At 71.2% G+C, this 15,259-nt stretch carries 10 protein-coding genes and 6 pseudogenes; 8 read left to right on the forward strand and 8 right to left on the reverse strand.

Annotated elements, in window-relative coordinates; genetic code table 11:
• Positions 1-40: 40 nt before the first annotated feature.
• The 3 genes and pseudogenes from ACZ8AI_RS18680 to ACZ8AI_RS18690 all read left to right on the forward strand — a co-directional run bounded on the left by ACZ8AI_RS18680 (position 41) and on the right by ACZ8AI_RS18690 (position 3,573).
• The gene (locus ACZ8AI_RS18680; RefSeq protein WP_464859408.1) at positions 41-178 is read left to right on the forward strand and encodes a hypothetical protein; all 138 of its coding nucleotides are present in this window, start codon (positions 41-43) and stop codon (positions 176-178) included.
• A 57-nt stretch (positions 179-235) separates the two neighbouring features.
• Positions 236-2,039, forward strand: a pseudogene (locus tag ACZ8AI_RS18685) (DEAD/DEAH box helicase).
• A gap of 217 nt (positions 2,040-2,256) precedes the next feature.
• Entirely contained in the window at positions 2,257-3,573 is a 1,317-nt protein-coding gene (locus ACZ8AI_RS18690; RefSeq protein ID WP_464859409.1) for a fibronectin type III domain-containing protein, read from the forward strand.
• Here the strand turns inward: ACZ8AI_RS18690 and ACZ8AI_RS18695 are convergent.
• Both ACZ8AI_RS18695 and ACZ8AI_RS18700 read right to left on the reverse strand, forming a co-directional pair.
• A complete protein-coding gene (locus tag ACZ8AI_RS18695; RefSeq protein WP_464859410.1) occupies positions 3,556-4,014 on the reverse strand; it encodes a Rossmann-fold NAD(P)-binding domain-containing protein in 459 nt (152 codons plus the stop codon). The genes ACZ8AI_RS18690 and ACZ8AI_RS18695 overlap by 18 nt on opposite strands.
• Positions 4,011-4,565: an NAD-binding protein gene (locus ACZ8AI_RS18700; RefSeq protein ID WP_464859411.1), complete on the reverse strand. Its 555-nt coding sequence runs from the start codon at positions 4,563-4,565 to the stop codon at positions 4,011-4,013. Before ACZ8AI_RS18700 ends, ACZ8AI_RS18695 begins: the two co-directional genes overlap by 4 nt.
• On the opposite strand from ACZ8AI_RS18700, the pseudogene ACZ8AI_RS18705 reads away from it, so the two are divergent.
• From ACZ8AI_RS18705 to ACZ8AI_RS18725, 5 genes and pseudogenes are all read left to right on the forward strand, one after another.
• Positions 4,564-4,830, forward strand: a pseudogene (locus tag ACZ8AI_RS18705) (hypothetical protein); the annotation flags it as partial. The gene ACZ8AI_RS18700 and the pseudogene ACZ8AI_RS18705 overlap by 2 nt on opposite strands.
• Before the next feature lie 3 nt (positions 4,831-4,833).
• A complete protein-coding gene (locus tag ACZ8AI_RS18710) occupies positions 4,834-5,445 on the forward strand; it encodes a TetR/AcrR family transcriptional regulator (RefSeq protein WP_464859469.1) in 612 nt (203 codons plus the stop codon).
• Between the two features lie 386 nt (positions 5,446-5,831).
• A pseudogene (locus ACZ8AI_RS18715) lies at positions 5,832-7,786 on the forward strand (glycosyltransferase).
• On the forward strand, positions 7,783-8,196 hold the full coding sequence (locus tag ACZ8AI_RS18720; protein ID WP_464859412.1) for an ATP-binding protein: 414 nt from the start codon (positions 7,783-7,785) through the stop codon (positions 8,194-8,196). The pseudogene ACZ8AI_RS18715 and the gene ACZ8AI_RS18720 overlap by 4 nt, the downstream one beginning before the upstream one ends.
• Positions 8,184-10,715, forward strand: coding sequence for an OpgC family protein (locus ACZ8AI_RS18725; RefSeq protein ID WP_464859413.1), 2,532 nt, complete (start codon positions 8,184-8,186; stop codon positions 10,713-10,715). The genes ACZ8AI_RS18720 and ACZ8AI_RS18725 overlap by 13 nt, the downstream gene beginning before the upstream one ends.
• Positions 10,716-10,792: 77 nt before the next feature.
• On the opposite strand, the gene ACZ8AI_RS18730 is transcribed toward ACZ8AI_RS18725, so the two are convergent.
• The 6 genes and pseudogenes from ACZ8AI_RS18730 to ACZ8AI_RS18755 form a co-directional block, all read right to left on the reverse strand.
• Positions 10,793-11,899, reverse strand: a complete 1,107-nt coding sequence (locus ACZ8AI_RS18730; protein WP_464859414.1) for a Gfo/Idh/MocA family protein — start codon at positions 11,897-11,899, stop codon at positions 10,793-10,795.
• A gap of 5 nt (positions 11,900-11,904) precedes the next feature.
• The gene (locus ACZ8AI_RS18735) at positions 11,905-12,699 is read right to left on the reverse strand and encodes a ThuA domain-containing protein (RefSeq protein WP_464859415.1); all 795 of its coding nucleotides are present in this window, start codon (positions 12,697-12,699) and stop codon (positions 11,905-11,907) included.
• 47 nt (positions 12,700-12,746) lie between these two features.
• Positions 12,747-13,636, reverse strand: a pseudogene (locus ACZ8AI_RS18740) (carbohydrate ABC transporter permease).
• Positions 13,633-14,494: pseudogene (locus ACZ8AI_RS18745) on the reverse strand (carbohydrate ABC transporter permease). Before ACZ8AI_RS18745 ends, ACZ8AI_RS18740 begins: the two co-directional pseudogenes overlap by 4 nt.
• Positions 14,495-14,653: 159 nt before the next feature.
• Positions 14,654-14,809, reverse strand: a complete 156-nt coding sequence (locus tag ACZ8AI_RS18750) for a hypothetical protein (RefSeq protein ID WP_464859482.1) — start codon at positions 14,807-14,809, stop codon at positions 14,654-14,656.
• A 69-nt stretch (positions 14,810-14,878) separates the two neighbouring features.
• Positions 14,879-15,175, reverse strand: a pseudogene (locus ACZ8AI_RS18755) (extracellular solute-binding protein); the annotation flags it as partial.
• Positions 15,176-15,259: the final 84 nt, after the last annotated feature.

A 15,259-nucleotide genomic window follows, 5' to 3' on the forward strand; every position in this document is an offset into this window, starting at 1 on the left:
ATCGCCCCCCGCCGGACGGAAGCTGCTCGACACCCTCGACGTGGCCGGTGCCGAGGTCTTCGACGACCTCACCCAGGCGTTCGCGACCGAGCGAGCTGCACACCCTCGCCGGACTCCTCGCCCGCCTCAACGACCGCGCCGACACCGTGCTCGGCATCGGTGCGACGGCGCGGAGTGACTCGGCCTGAGTGCCGGACCGTCACTGCTGGCGGCGTATTCGAGATACCGTTTGCGCATGAGCACGGACACCGTTACCACCACCGAGACCGCCGACGAGGGGCCCGTAGTGACCTTCGCCGACCTCGGCCTGAGCGACGCGGTGCTCAAGGCCGTCAAGGACATCGGCTACGAGACGCCCTCCGCCATCCAGGAGGCGACCATCCCGACGCTGCTCGAGGGGCGCGACGTCGTCGGCCTCGCGCAGACCGGAACCGGCAAGACCGCGGCCTTCGCGCTGCCGATCCTGTCCCGCATGGAGGCCGGCGCCAAGGTGCCGCAGGCCCTCGTGCTGTCCCCGACCCGCGAGCTCGCGCTGCAGGTCTGCGAGGCGTTCGAGCAGTTCGCCTCGCACATGAAGCACGTGCACGTCCTGCCCGTCTACGGCGGCCAGGCCTACGGCGTGCAGCTGTCCGCGCTCCGCCGCGGCGTCGACGTCGTGGTCGGCACCCCCGGTCGCATCATGGACCACATCGCCAAGGGCACGCTCGACCTGTCGCAGCTGAAGTACCTCGTGCTCGACGAGGCCGACGAGATGCTCAAGATGGGCTTCGCCGAGGACGTCGAGACGATCCTCGCCGAGACCCCGGACGACAAGCAGGTCGCGCTGTTCTCGGCGACGATGCCGGCCAGATCCGCCGCATCTCGCAGCAGTACCTCAACGACCCGGCCGAGATCACGGTCAAGACCAAGACGAAGACCGCGGCGAACATCACGCAGCGGTACCTCATGGTGTCGTACCCGCAGAAGGTCGACGCGCTCACCCGCATCCTCGAGGTCGAGGACTTCGAGGGCATGATCATCTTCGTCCGCACCAAGAGCGAGACCGAGACCCTCGCCGAGAAGCTCCGTGCCCGCGGAGCGCCGCCGCCGCGATCTCCGGTGACGTCGCCCAGGCGCAGCGCGAGCGGACCGTCAACCAGCTGAAGTCCGGCAAGCTCGACATCCTCGTCGCCACGGACGTCGCCGCCCGCGGCCTCGACGTCGACCGGATCACGCACGTCGTGAACTACGACATCCCCGTCGACATCGAGTCGTACGTGCACCGCATCGGCCGCACCGGTCGTGCCGGCCGCTCGGGCGACTCGATCAGCTTCGTCACCCCGCGCGAGCGCCGCCTGCTGTCCGCGATCGAGCGGCACACCAAGCAGCCGCTCGCGCAGATGCAGCTGCCGACGATCGAGGACGTCAACGAGACGCGCCTGACCCGCTTCGACGACGCCATCACCGCCGCGCTCGAGCAGCACGACCGGATCACCGCGTTCCGCGACATCATCGCGCACTACGTCGACCACCACGACGTGCCCGCCGACGACGTCGCCGCCGCACTGGCGGTCGTGGCGCAGGGTGCGGACCCGCTGCTGCTCGACCCGAAGGCCGACGAGCTGCGGAACCGCGTCGACCGTGACGGCCGCAGCAGCGACCGCCGTGACCGCGACGACGACCGTGGCGGACGCTCCGACCGCGGCGACCGTCCGGACCGTGGCCCGCGCCGCTCGCAGCCGATGACCGCGTACCGCATCGAGGTCGGTCGCCGGCACCGTGTGGAGCCGCGCCAGATCGTCGGTGCGCTCGCGAACGAGGGCGGCCTGCGCCGCGACGACTTCGGCGCGATCCGCATCCAGCCGGACTTCTCGATCGTGGAGCTGCCGGCCGACATGGACGGCGGCGTGCTCGACCGCCTGACCGACACCCGGATCAGCGGCAAGCTCATCGAGATCAAGCCGGACCGCCGTGGCGGCGGTGGCGGCGGACGTCGCTTCGACCGCGACGACCGCGACCGTGACCGCGACGACCGCCCGGAGCGCAAGCCCCGCCGCTGACGCGAGCGGACCGACGCGAGCGACGACCGACCGCTGACGCGAGCGGACGACCGACGGGAGGCGCGGTGCCAGCTGGCACCGCGCCTCCCGTCCGTCGATTGCGGGATGGCGCACGGTGGACCGCACGATCCGCGGCGGAGCCCCCGCAGGGGTGCGGGGGGTGGTGGGATACCCGGAGCCGTGACGCACGAGCCGCGGGAACGAACAGGGGACGCACGTGTACAGAGCCGTAGTCACCGCCGCAGCCGCGGTGGCGCTCGTCATCGGGGGAGTGTCGCCGGCCATGGCAGCTCCCTCGTCGTCGGTGCCGGGTGCACCGACCTCCGTCAAGGTCACCGGAGCCGCCGACAGCGCGACCGTGACGTGGTCCGCCCCGAAGTCGGGCGCGAAGGTCACCGGGTGGCGCGTCGCCGTCACGCCCGCTGAGCGACAGCCCGACAAGGGTGTCGACCGCCTGCCGCCGGTGGCCCGCTCGGATCGGTTCGGCGCGCTGACCCCGCGCACGCAGTACACGTTCAGTGTCCGCGCCGTCGGTGCACGCGGCACCGGTCCGGCCGTCGCAGTGCGGTACACCGCCCCGACCTCGGTGCGGACCGTCCAATCGCTGTTCGCCCTCGACGGCACCGGCGCCGTCGTGCGGTACCCGACGAGCGGCACCGGAGCGCCGAAGACCGTCGCCCCGAACGGCACGGGCTACACGGCGGACGACGTGGGCGACGTGTTCGTGCCCTCGGCCGACCGCACCTCGATCGTGATGTACCCGGCCGACGGCAGCGCTGCCCGGAGGATCGCGAGCGGCCTGCACCTCTCCGCGGACCTCCGCTCGGACGTCGCCGGCAACCTGTACTGGGCCGACTCGGTGTCCGGTGCGGTCACGAAGCTCCCGGTGACGGGCGGCGCGCCCGTCGCGATCATCCCGTCGCACGGGACCGCGTGGGCGGTCGGTCGCGACGGCACCGTCTCGGCGTTCACCCGCGCGGCACCGATGACGACGACCGCCACGGTCGTGAGCGTGGCACCGAACGGCGCGAAGACCACCCGCAGTGTGGAGGAGCCGGGGTACTCGGGCTTTGGTGGACTCCTGGCCGACGGTTCCGGCACGCTCTACTTCGAGTACGGCTCCACCGGCGCGTCCGGTGCCTCGCGCTGGGAGGTCCTGCCCGCGGGCACGTCCACCCTGGTCGCCGGGGTCCCGCGTCTGGCCTTCGAGTACGCGGCGACGAACGACAAGTCGTTCCTGCTCGCCCAGTCCGAGGGTGGTGCGCGGCACCCGCCGATGCGAGCCCGACGGGCTGCCAGGCGGACAAGACGGTCCGGCACCTGTTCTCGCGGGCGCTCGACGGCACGATCGTGGACCGGACGACGAGCGGTGTCACCAGTGAGGGCCGCGGCATGCACGTCGGCGCCGCCGACGTCGCCGGCGACGTGTTCATCGACGTCGCCTCCGGCGCGACCCCCGGGCTCTGGCGCCTGCCGGCCGCGGGTGGCGTCGCGCAGCAGCTCAGCACCGGACAGTTCACGCGCCTGCTGGTGATCTGACCGGAGCACGGGCGGACAGGAGGCGCGGTGCGGGCTCGCGCCGCGCCTCCCGTCCGTGCGGCGTCAGTCCGGCGACCGTGCGGCGGCAGACCTCGTCCCACGGTGTCGGCTCGATGCCGAACCGCGCTCGGCTCGCACGGTCGTCGACGACGTACGGCGCCGTCCACTGGTAGCCCATCTCGGCGAGCTCACGCGTCATCGGCGAGACCAGGCCGAGCGCGCGGAGCACGCCGACGGGCACGCGCCGGACGGTGACCGGCGGCCTGACGGCGGCTGCGAGCATCTCCGTCACGGCCTGCCGCTGTGACCGTGGGGCGTTGGTCGGCACGATCCAGGTGCGACCGTGCGACTCCTGGTCGTCCACGGCCGCGACGAGCGTACGGGCCACGTCGAGCACGTCCGTGAAGCTGTGCGGCAGGTCGGTCCGGCCGATCATCGACACCGCCTTGCCCTGCAGCGCGGCGAGGGGAGCACCCGGGTGACGTGCCCGTTCTCGCCGATCCCGGGGCCGACGTAGTCGGACGCGCGGACCTCGACGGCGCGGAGGCGTCCGGCCTCGTGGGCGGCCAGGGCGTCGGCCCAGAGCCGCGCTCGCAGCACGCCCTTGTGGTCGGTGGCGGCGTCCGGCAGTCCCGGGTGCATCGGTCCGTCGACCGGGCCGTACGGGTAGAGGTTGCCGGTGATCGCGTAGGTCGCGCCGGTGCGCTCGGCGGTGGTGCGGAGCGCGTCCGCCAGGGGCGGCCAGACCCGCTCCCACTGCGTGTAGTCGCCGGGGTTCGCGCAGTTGTGCAGGGCCGCGGCGCCCTCGGTCACCCGGGTGAGCGCCGTCGCGTCCGAGGCGTCGAGTGCGACGTGCTGCACCCCGGTCAGGCCGGTGTCACGACCGGAACGGGTGACGACGGTGACGCGGTCGCCGCGCTCGGCGAGGAGGGCGGCGACGTGCCGGCCCACCGGACCGGCGCCGACGATGACGTGGTGCTGGGACATGGTTTCCTGCTTCCGTGGGCTGACCTCGGTGATCGAGAGCGGTGCTCTCTGGAGTGAGCATGCACCGGTTCGGGTCGAACCGCAAGAGCACTGCTCTCATTTGTGTGCAGTGCTCTCTCGTGGCAGGGTGGGGCCATGGCACCGACAGCGCGCGAGCTCGCACGACAGACCGTGCAGGACGGCATCCTCGCCGCGGCGCGCGCGACGACTGACGGCCGAGGGACCCGCGCAGCTCAGCCTCCGTGCCGTCGCCCGAGACGTCGGACTGGTGTCCTCGGCCGTGTACCGGTACTTCCCGAGTCGCGACGACCTGCTCACCGCGCTCCTCATCGCGGACTACGACGAGCTGGGGGCGGCGGTCGAGGCCGCGGAGACCGCCGCCGGACCGGAACCCGGTCGGCGCTGGGTCGCGGTCTGCCGGGCGATCCGGACGTGGTCGATCACCCACCCGGGCGACTTCGCGCTGCTCTTCGGCTCGCCCGTGCCGGGCTACGTCGCCCCGCGGGAGACGGTCCAGCCGGCGACGCGCACCACGCTGACCATCGTCCGGGTGGTCGCGGACGCGTCCGCGGGTGCCCACGACGCGGCAGGTCCGGATGCAGCTGCCGGGAGGCTCGGATCACCCGTCGCGCCGACGGCGGCTCCGGGGCGGTCGGCCCGTCGGTCGCCGACGGGGTCGCCTCGCTACCAGGCGTTCGGCATCGAGCTGCCGGAAGAGGTCCTCGTCCGGACCCTGATGGCGTGGACCACCGTGTTCGGCACGATCTCGTTCGAGCTCTTCGGGCACTCCGTCGGCTCCGTGTCGGACGGCGCGGCCTGGTTCGACCAGGTCATCGCGCGAGTCGCGGCGGACGCCGGGTTCGCGGCGGTGTTCGACTGAGCGATTCCGTCTGCGGGAGGCTGCTCGTCCGTCCGCGTGGCGTCGCTCGTCCGTCCGCGTGGCGCTGTGGAGGGACGCCGCTCGTCCCCAGATCGGGGCATCCGACTGACGGACCCCACCGACGTGCGGTAGACAGGTCGGGACGCCCTGGTCGGCCCGACGGCCGGAGCGCACGACCGCAGCGTCGGCACCCGGAGCCGACGCCCGGACGGAACCAACCCCTCGGGCGCGCACCGCGGCCGGGGCCCCGGTGATCAGGAGGCACGCTTGCGACGCAGCACGTTCGTCGAGCCCGTGGCCGGAGCCGCTCGGTGACCGCGGTCGACCTCAGCCGCCGCGACCACCGCCGACTCAGCACCGGGACCTCCCGCCGCCGGCTCGTCACCGTGCGGACCGTCGCGCTGCTCGCCTCGCTCGCGGGGATCAACTACGTCGTGTGGCGCTGGGCTGCGTCGGTGAACTGGCACTCGTGGTGGATCGCGGTACCGCTCATCCTCGCCGAGACCTACAGCGTCATCGACTCCCTGCTGTTCGCGTTCGGCGCGTGGCGGCTCCGCGAGCGCGGCGAACCGCCGACGAAGCCGTCGCCGGACGTCACGGTCGACGTCTTCATCACGACCTACAACGAGCCGGTCGAGCTCGTCGTCCGGACCGCGCGGGCGGCGAAGGCGATCACGCACCCGCACGAGACCTGGATCCTCGACGACGGCGACCGTCCCGAGATGCGGGCGGCGGCGAGAGTCCCTCGGCATCGGCGTCATCACCCGCGGTGCCGACTGGGTCGACCGACCGCGTCACGCCAAGGCCGGCAACCTCAACAACGCGCTGCTCGCGACCCAGGGGGAGTTCCTGCTCATCCTCGACGCCGACCAGGTGCCGGACCCGTCCATCCTCGACCGGACGCTCGGGTACTTCAAGGAGCCCCGGATGGCGCTCGTGCAGACGCCGCAGTGGTTCGAGAACGTGCCGGACGCCGACCTGCTGGGCAGCCAGGCGCCGCTCTTCTACGGGCCGATCCAGCAGTCGAAGGACGGCTGGAACGCCGCGTTCTTCTGCGGGTCGAACGCCGTCCTGCGTCGCGAGGCGCTCATGCAGCTCGGGGTCACCCGCTACGTGCGCGAGGTCGAGGCGTCGGTCGCACGCACGATCAAGGACCTCGCGGAAGCTCCTCGCCCGGGCCCGCGAGACCGAGACGGACCCGCGGGTGCTCGGAGCGCTGGACGAGGCCGAGGCCGTCGTCGACCGGGCGCGCGACCAGGTGCAACGCGGCGAACCGCTCGGCGACGTCACGTACGGGTTCCAGCGCGGCATCGACGCGATCGCGTTCCGGTTCGCGGCGTCCGACCTCGAGTCGGTGCGCAACGACCTGCAGGAGCTCGCGGCGATGTCGACCGAGGCGGACACCTTCGCCGGACTCGACGACGCCGCGCTCGACGTGCTCGGGCGTCGCGACGCCTCGCCGGTCGCCGCCATCGAGTCCATCGCGGTCCTCGCCCGCGCGCTCGACGTCAACCGCGACGACGAGGCCCAGCCGATCATGCCGCTGGCCACCATCTCCGTGACCGAGGACATGGCGACCGCGATGCGCCTGCACGGCCTCGGGTGGAAGTCGGCGTACCACGACGAGATCCTCGCGAATGGTCTCGCGCCCGAGGACCTGCCCACCATGCTCGTGCAGCGCCTCCGCTGGGCGCAGGGGACCATGCAGGTGTTCTTCCGCGAGAACCCGCTCGTGCAGAAGGGCCTGTCGTGGGGGCAGCGGCTCATGTACTTCTCGACGATGTGGAGCTACCTGTCCGGGTTCGCCGCGATCGTCTACATCGCCGCACCGGTCCTGTGCCTGTCGTTCGGCGTCGTGCCGGTGCAGGCCTACAGCGTCGACTTCTTCGCCCGCCTCATCCCGTTCCTCGTCCTCAACCAGCTGCTGTTCTGGGTCGTCGCCGCGGGGCGGCCGACGTGGCGCGGGCAGCAGTACTCGTTGGCGCTGTTCCCGGTCTGGATCGAGTCGGTGACGAGCGCGTTCGAGAACGTGTTCCGCGGCAAGCCGCTCGGCTTCCGGGTCACGCCGAAGGTCCGTGACGAGTCCGAGCAGAAGCCGCGGTGGGACCTCGTCCGACCGCAGCTGTACGCGATGGGGGCTCTCGTCGCCGCGCTCGTGCTCATCGGCATCCGCTACCTCACCGGGCAGGCGTCGGGCATCGCCCCGCTGGTGAACACCGCGTGGGTCGTCTTCGACCTGTTCATCTTCAGCATCGTGGTCCGTGCGGTCCTCTACCGCGGCCCCGGACCGGGGACCGTGCAGTCCGAGCACGAGTCGAGCACGGTGGGGAGCCCGCTGTGAGCCCGGCCCGCACCGAGTTCGACGTGCCGGCGACCGTGGAGTCGCTCGACCTCGTGCAGGACCGCTTCGGCGCGTGGTGGGAGACCCTCGGGATCGACGACGTCCGACTCCGGTTCGGCCTCGAGACCGCGGTCACCGAGATCGCCGGGAACATCGTCGAGCACACCCGGCGCACCGACCAGGAGACCGGCAGGCGGTACACCGTCGAACTCGACGTCACCGAGCAGGAGCTCGTGGCCGTGCTCACCGACAACGGGGTGCCAGCCGACGTGGACCTCGCCGCGGTCACGATGGCCGACCCCGACCAGGAGGGCGGGCGTGGCCTCGCCCTCGCGATCGCGGCGCTCGACCGGCTCGAGCACCGGCACGAGGGCGGACGGAACATCTGGACGCTGGCGTGCTCGCGGTGAGGCGACAGGCGGCCCGGGTCGTCGCGTTCCTCGTCGTGGTCGGCACGCTGCTCCTCGGCGGCGCCCTGCCGGCGTCGGCCGCCCAGGCGACCACGGCTGCCACGGCTGCCACGGCTGCGTCCGTGACGCCGCCGGCGGGGAAGGCCTGGTTCGGACCCGACCTCGGCTGGGGCGACGACGCTCCGGACGGCTACGCCGGACGACTCGGTGCGACGCCGTCGATGTACGGCGTCGAGATCGCGTACCCCCTCGACCGCGGTGCGCGCAAGGAGTTCCTCCGCGCCACCCGGGCGGCGGCTGCGCAGGGCGCCGTCCTCGTCGTGAGCCTCGAGCCGGACCGGTCGCTCCGGTCGCTCGACGCCGGGGATGCCCGCGCGGCGAACCGGCTGCTCGAGCAGGTGCACGACCAGTACGACACCCAGGTGCTCGTCCGGTTCGCGCCGCAGATGAACGGCACGTGGGTCCGCTGGGGACAGCAGCCGACGCAGTTCGTCACGGCGTTCCGGACCCTGGCGACGGCGGTGCACGACGGCGACTCGGACGCGCTGATGGTGTGGTCGCCCTCGTACGGCGCCGGCTACCCGTTCGGTGAGTCCGCCGGGCGTCTGCGGGACCTGTCGGCGACCGACGTGGCCAAGCTGGACACGAACGGCGACGAGCAGCTGACCGCGGCCGACGACCCGTACGAGCCGTACTGGCCGGGCGACTCGTCCGTCGACTGGGTCGGCCTGTCGATGTTCTCGTTCGGCAAGGGGAAGGCCACCGAGGCCGCCGGGCGGGACGTCCCGCTCACCCGGAACGACGTCCCCGAGGCGGACGAGGTCGCCGGGCGCTTCGACGAGACCTGGGGCTACGAGCAGCCGCAGCGCGGGACCTTCTACGACCGCTTCGCCGCGGCCGACGACCGGCCGATGCTGCTCGACACCGGCGCCCTGTACGACCACTCGCTCCGCGGTGCCGACGAGCTCGCGGTGAAGCAGGGCTGGTGGCGGCAGGTGATCGCCGCCGTACAGGACCGTCCGCTCGTCCGGGGCGTGACGTTCCTCGAGACCAACCGCCGCGAGCCCGAGGCCGCGGGCCGCGTCGCCGACTGGCGGGACACGGCCGTGCCGGGGATCGCCGGGTCGTTCCGGACGGACCTCGAACGCGCGGACCACTTCGTGTTCGGACCGGTCACCGAGCGCGTGACAGCGCAGGACGGAGCCGCCGCGACCGACCAGCAGTACGACACCGGCGGCGACCAGATGGCGTGGATCGTCTGGTGCGCGGTCGGGCTCGCCGTCGTGTTCCTGCTGAGCGGGCTGTTCGGCCGGCTGCTGCCGAGCTGGCGGTACCCGGACGACGGCAAGCCCGGGCGCGACCTCCGGCTCGACCTGTTCCGCGGGTTCATCATCCTCGCGGTGGTGATCACCCACATCGAGATCGGTGGCCCCTACTCGTACATCACGCTGCACGCCGTGGGGGCGATCACCGGCGCGGAGATGTTCGTGTTCCTGTCCGGCATGGTCCTCGGCATGACGTACCCGTTCGCGATCAAGAAGTTCGGCGAGTGGGCCGCCGCGGTCGGTGCCTGGAAGCGTGCGCGGAAGCAGTACCTCGTCACGCTCGCGGTGATCCTCGTCGTCTTCGCCCTGAGCTTCGTGCCGTTCCTGAACACCGACGCGATCACCACCTTCACCGACCGGGGGACCGGCACCGGTGGCGTCGGGGCCGAGGGACGCGTGTACGACCTCTACCCGAACGCGATGCAGCTGCTGGCGTACCCACCGCCCTGGTACGCGATCCGGCAGTTCCTGCTGCTCGAGATGGGCCCGTGGCCGTTCAACATCATGGGCCTGTTCGTGGTCCTGAGCCTCTTCATCCCCGCGTTCATGTGGGTGATCCGTCGCGGGTTCTGGTGGGCGCTGCTCGTCGTCAGCTGGGCGCTCTACGTCTACCAGGCCGTCAACCCGGAGTTCCGACCGATCAACTCGCAGTTCGAGTCGGTGTTCCCGCTCCTGACGTGGCAGGTGGTGTTCACGCACGGCCTGGTGCTCGGGTACTACCGACGGCAGATCATCGGCGCGCTCACCGGGCGGCTCGGCAAGGTCCTCGTCGGGGTCGGCATCGGCGGGTACGCGCTCTTCCTGGCGTACGTCTGGGCCGCGAACCAGTACGGCTTCACGCCCGTGCCGTTCCCGGCATCGATGTACGACGCGCTGTACAACACGGCGTACCAGCGGGTGGACCTGCAGTGGGGGCGCCTGGTCGACATCGCGTTCTTCGCGATCGTGTCGTACGCGATCCTCACGGTGTTCTGGAAGCCCATCGCGGCGGTCATCGGCTGGCTGTGGATCCCGATCGGTCAGGCGAGTCTCTACGTGTTCGTCTGGCAGGTGTTCTTCGCGCTGGCGATCGCGTCGATCCCGGGGGTCGACTGGTACAACGGCTGGATCGGGTTCGCCGTGCACTCGGCGCTGATCATCCTGGTCTGGTACATGATCCGGCGGAAGTTCCTCTTCTCGGTCATCCCGCGCTGATCGCGCGACCTGCGCCGTGACGGACGGGAGGCGCGGTGCCAGCTGGCACCGCGCCTCCCGTCCGTCATCCGGTGGCGTCAGCCGACCGTGGCCGCGTCCGTCGACCCGGCCGCCAACGCGCCACGGACGGAACCCCACGACGTGAGCCGCTCGCGGATCGCCGGGTCCTGCTCGTGCGCGATGGCCGCGGCGTGTGCCTGTTCGAGCACCTCGTCGATCACGATGCGCCGCCCCGACCGGGCCGAGGCGATCGCCGCGTCCACCATCGTCAGGCTCATCACGTTGCCGTGCACCTCGCCGTCCGGGGTCTCGCCGGAGCGGACCGCGTGCACGAACGAGGCGAGCGACCCGGCGATCTCGCTCCCCACGCTCGGCGCCGCCGCGGGGGTGCCCGGCGTGCCGTCGAGGTCGCTCCACGGGTCGTGGTCGCCGTCCCACAGCGCGGTGCCGCCCGCGCCGGACGCCCGCCAGTCGCCGTTCCAGGACGTCTCCGCGCCGGGCGCGCACCACGAGCCGTCGTAGACGTACCGGACGTCGTCCTCGAACGCGAACACCGCCGCGGCGGCAGCGTCGCCGCGGTACCAGGACCACGACGGGTTCCACGACTCGCAGTAGACCGAGACCGGGTCGCGTTCGAGCACGTACCGGGCGGAGTCGAACGCGTGGATCGCCATGTCGAGCAGCAGGACGTCGTCCATCTCCTCGCGGAAGCCCCCGAAGTGCGGGGCCTTCGCGAAGCGCGTGCTCAGGCCGCCGATCGCCCCGAGGTCGCGGACGTGCTGCCGGAACGCCACGAGCTGGTCGTTGTAGCGGCGCGACTGCGACACCATGAACAGCTTGCCGGTGGCCTCGGCGGCGGCCGCCAGCGACAGCGCCTCGGCGACGGTCTGCGCCGCGGGCTTCTCGCCGAGGACGGGCAGTCCGGCGCGGAGGGCCTCGAGCGTCACCGGGTGGTGGGCGACCGGCACCGTGATGTCGAGGACGGCCTCGGCCCCGGTGTCGGCGATGAGCGCCGACAGGTCCGTGCCGACGGGGATCGAGGGGTCGCCCGCGACGGCGGCCCCGGCCCGGGCAGCGTCGAGGTCGAGGTCGACGATGCCGACGAGTTCGACGTCCGGGTCGGCGGCGACGGTGGCGAGCCAGGCCCGGCCCATCCCGCCGGCGCCGACCTGGACGACGCGCAAGGCCGTCACGCCTGCGCCCCCTCGGCCACCGGAGCGTCGTCGAACGGGCCGCGGTAGTGCTGCCCCTCGAAGTACTCGCCGAGGTCGTAGCGGCGGAGCGTCGGGATCTCCCGCTCGCGCTCCGGCCGCGCCCACTCGGTGGCGTTCGCGATCACCCGGCGGACGTCCTTGTGGTGGTACACGGGGAAGTCCTGGTCGCCGGGGGAGAAGTAGAAGATCTTCCCGAGGCCGCGCCGGTACGTCGTGCCGCTCCGGAACACCTCGCCGCCGGTGAAGCCCGAGATGAAGACGAGCTCGTCGGGGGTGGGGACGTCGAAGTACTCGCCGTACATCTCCTGCTCGGGGATGACGATCGGGTTCGGCACGCCACGGGTGATCGGGTGCTGCGGGTTCACGGTCCAGACGAGTTCCTGGTCGTGCTCGCTGCGCCAGCGGAGCGTGCAGGTGGTGCCCATCAGCTTGCCGAAGATCTTCGACCAGTGGCCGGAGTGCAGGACGACGAGCCCCATGCCGGACAGCACGTGCTTGTGCACCCGGTCCACGACGGCGTCGTCGACGTCCTGGTGGGCGGCGTGCCCCCACCAGGTCAGGACGTCCGTCTCGGCGAGGACCTCGTCGGTCAGGCCGTGCTCCGGTTCCTGCATGGTGGCCGTGCGGACGACGGCGTCCGGCAGGTTCTCGCGGATGCCGTCCGCGATCGCGCCGTGCATGCCGTCGGGGTACCGTTCCGCGACGTGCTGCTCGACCTGCTCGTGGACGTTCTCGCCCCAGACGGTGATGCGGAGCGGGGTGGTGGTCATGGTGTGCCTTTCAGACGGTGGTGTGCGGTGGCGTCGGTCCGGGGCCGTCACTTGACGGCACCGCCGAGGGCACCAGCGGAGATGTACTTCTGCGCGAAGATCAGCAGGACGGCAGCGGGCAGGGACGCCAGCACCGAGGTCGCCATGACGGGCCCCCAGTCGGTGACGTTCGTGCCGATGTAGTTGTAGATGCCGAGCGTGATCGGTCGGACGGCCGGGGTCGACGTCAGGGTCAGCGCGATGAGGAAGTCGCCCCAGGCACCGAGGAACGTGAAGAGCGCCGCGGTGACGATCGCGTTCCGGCTGATCGGGACGACGATCGACACGAAGGCCCGAAGTCGCTGGCGCCGTCGACCAGGGCCGCTTCGACCAGGCTCGGCGGGATCGACTCCATGAAGGCCCGCATCAGCAGGATGGCGAAGGGCACCTGCACCGCGCTGTCGGCCAGGATCAGCCCGATGTAGCTGTTGAGCAGCCCGACGTTGTTGAACAGGGTGTACAGCGCGTTCGCGATCACGATCGCCGGGATCATCTGGGTGATGAGCAGGACGAGCAGGAACACCTTCGTGCCGCGCATCCGGAACCGGGCGAGCCCGTAGGCGGCCGGCGTCGCGACGGCGAGCGTGAGCACGACCGTCCCGAGTCCGATGACCATGCTCGAGACGAAGTTCTGCCCCTGCTGCTGGAACGCCGCCTGGTACCCGGCGAAGGTCGGGCTCCACGGGAACCAGGTCGCGGTGGCGGCACCGGACGTGGCCTGCAGGCTCGTGTTCACCATCCAGTAGACGGGGAACACCATGATCGCCAGGAAGACGATGCCGAGGATCGTGAGGGGGATGCCCTTCACGCTGCCGCGGGGTCGCCGTGGCCGTGCGGCCCGGTCGGTCGTGATCGCGCGGGTGGCGGTCACGGTCTGGTTCGCGATTCCGACGCTCATTCGTCGACCGCCTTCCGGGAGATCGCGATGTAGACCATCGCGAAGACGAACGAGACGACGATGAGCACGTTGCTCACCGCGGCTCCGATGCCGAACTGGAAGTTGACGAACGACTGGTGGTACGCGTTCGTGGCGAGCGTCTGCGTCGAGTTCGCCGGGCCGCCGCCGGTCAGGCCGAGGATGATGTCCACGACCTTCAGCGTGTAGACGACCCCGAGCACGATCACGACGCTGACCACCGACCGGATGCTCGGCCAGGTGATGTACCAGAACGCCTTGAACCCGGTGGCGCCGTCGAGCGCGCCGGCCTCGTATAGCTCCGGCGGCACGGACTGCAAGCCCGCTGTAGAGGATCGTCGTGTTGAACGGGATGCCGAGCCACACGTTGACGCCGATCACCGCGATCAGCGCCAGGCTCGGGCTGACGAGCCACGGCACCGGGGCGATGCCGACGAGCCCGAGCAGCTGGTTCAGGGCACCGCTGTCCTGGTCGAGCAGCCACTTCCACACCGCGCTCGAGGCGATGAGGGGCAGCAGCCACGGCAGCAGGAGCAGCCCGCGCAGGAAGCCGGACAGCGGGAAGTGCCGCCGGAAGAACAGCGCGAGGCTCAGCCCGATGACGAACTGCAGGACGATCGAGCCCGCGGTGAACAGGGCAGTGTTCACGATGCTCGTCGTGAAGACCGAGCTCTGGAACACCGAGATGTAGTTGCCGAGACCCACCCAGGGGGCCTCGCCCGTGAAGAACGTCGCGGTCGTGTAGTCCTGGAAGGACATGATGACGTTCTTGACGACGGGGTAGCCGAAGAAGACGGCGACGAAGATCGCGGCCGGCACCACGAAGAGCCATCGGGTCATGCCGGATCGGAACCGGGCGCGTCGCTGCCCGGGTCGGGGGGTCGTCACGGGCAAGGTCGTCCGTGGTCGTGTCTGTGTCGAGGCGCTCACGCCGGGGTCCTTTCCTCCACGCGGGTGGGAGCCGACCGGTCGGCCGGCTCCCACTGCTCGTGCGACTGACTACTGCTCCTGCGACTGCGCCTGCTTGAGCGCTGCCTCGGGGCTGGCCTTGCCGGTGAGGGCGAGCTGGACGGCGGTGTAGATCTTCGTGGCGGCCTTGGGCCATTCCGGTCCGAGCTCACCGGTGCGGGCGCGAGCCGTCTGCACCGTGGTCACGAAGGACGCGACCTGCGGGTGGTCCTTCGCCCACGCCTCGCCGGCCTCGAGGTTGGTCGGCACGTTGCCGCTCACCTCCGACAGGACCTTCTGCATCTTCTGCGTGTGGAGGCAGCCGACGAACTTGCCGGCGAGCTGCATCTTGTCCTTGTCGCCGGTCTGCGGGACGGTGAACGCCTCGCCGCCGAGCGGTGCGACCGTGGCCTCGCCGGTGCGCGTCGGGATCGGCACGCTGTCGAACTCGAGGCCCTTCTTCTCGTTGAGCGCCGGCAGCTGCCAGGGGCCGTTGAACATCATCGCGGCCTTGCCGGCCAGGAACTGGTTGTTGACGTCCGCCTGGGCCCAGTTGATCGAGCTCTTCGACATCGAGCCGTCGTCCTGCAGGTCCTCGACGAAGCTGCAGCGCCTGGGTGGCGTCCGCGGTGGCGATGTTCTTCTCGTCACCACCGT

The sequence above is a fragment of the Curtobacterium sp. AC273 genome, assembly GCF_979253735.1.

Bases quoted from the DNA above. Each gene is read 5' to 3' on its own strand.
- ACZ8AI_RS18735 (WP_464859415.1), bottom strand. From the start codon at position 12,699: ATGACCACCACCCCGCTCCGCATCACCGTCTGGGGCGAGAACGTCCAC.
- ACZ8AI_RS18700 (WP_464859411.1), bottom strand. From the start codon at position 4,565: ATGTCCCAGCACCACGTCATCGTCGGCGCCGGTCCGGTGGGCCGGCAC.
- ACZ8AI_RS18695 (WP_464859410.1), bottom strand. From the start codon at position 4,014: ATGATCGGCCGGACCGACCTGCCGCACAGCTTCACGGACGTGCTCGAC.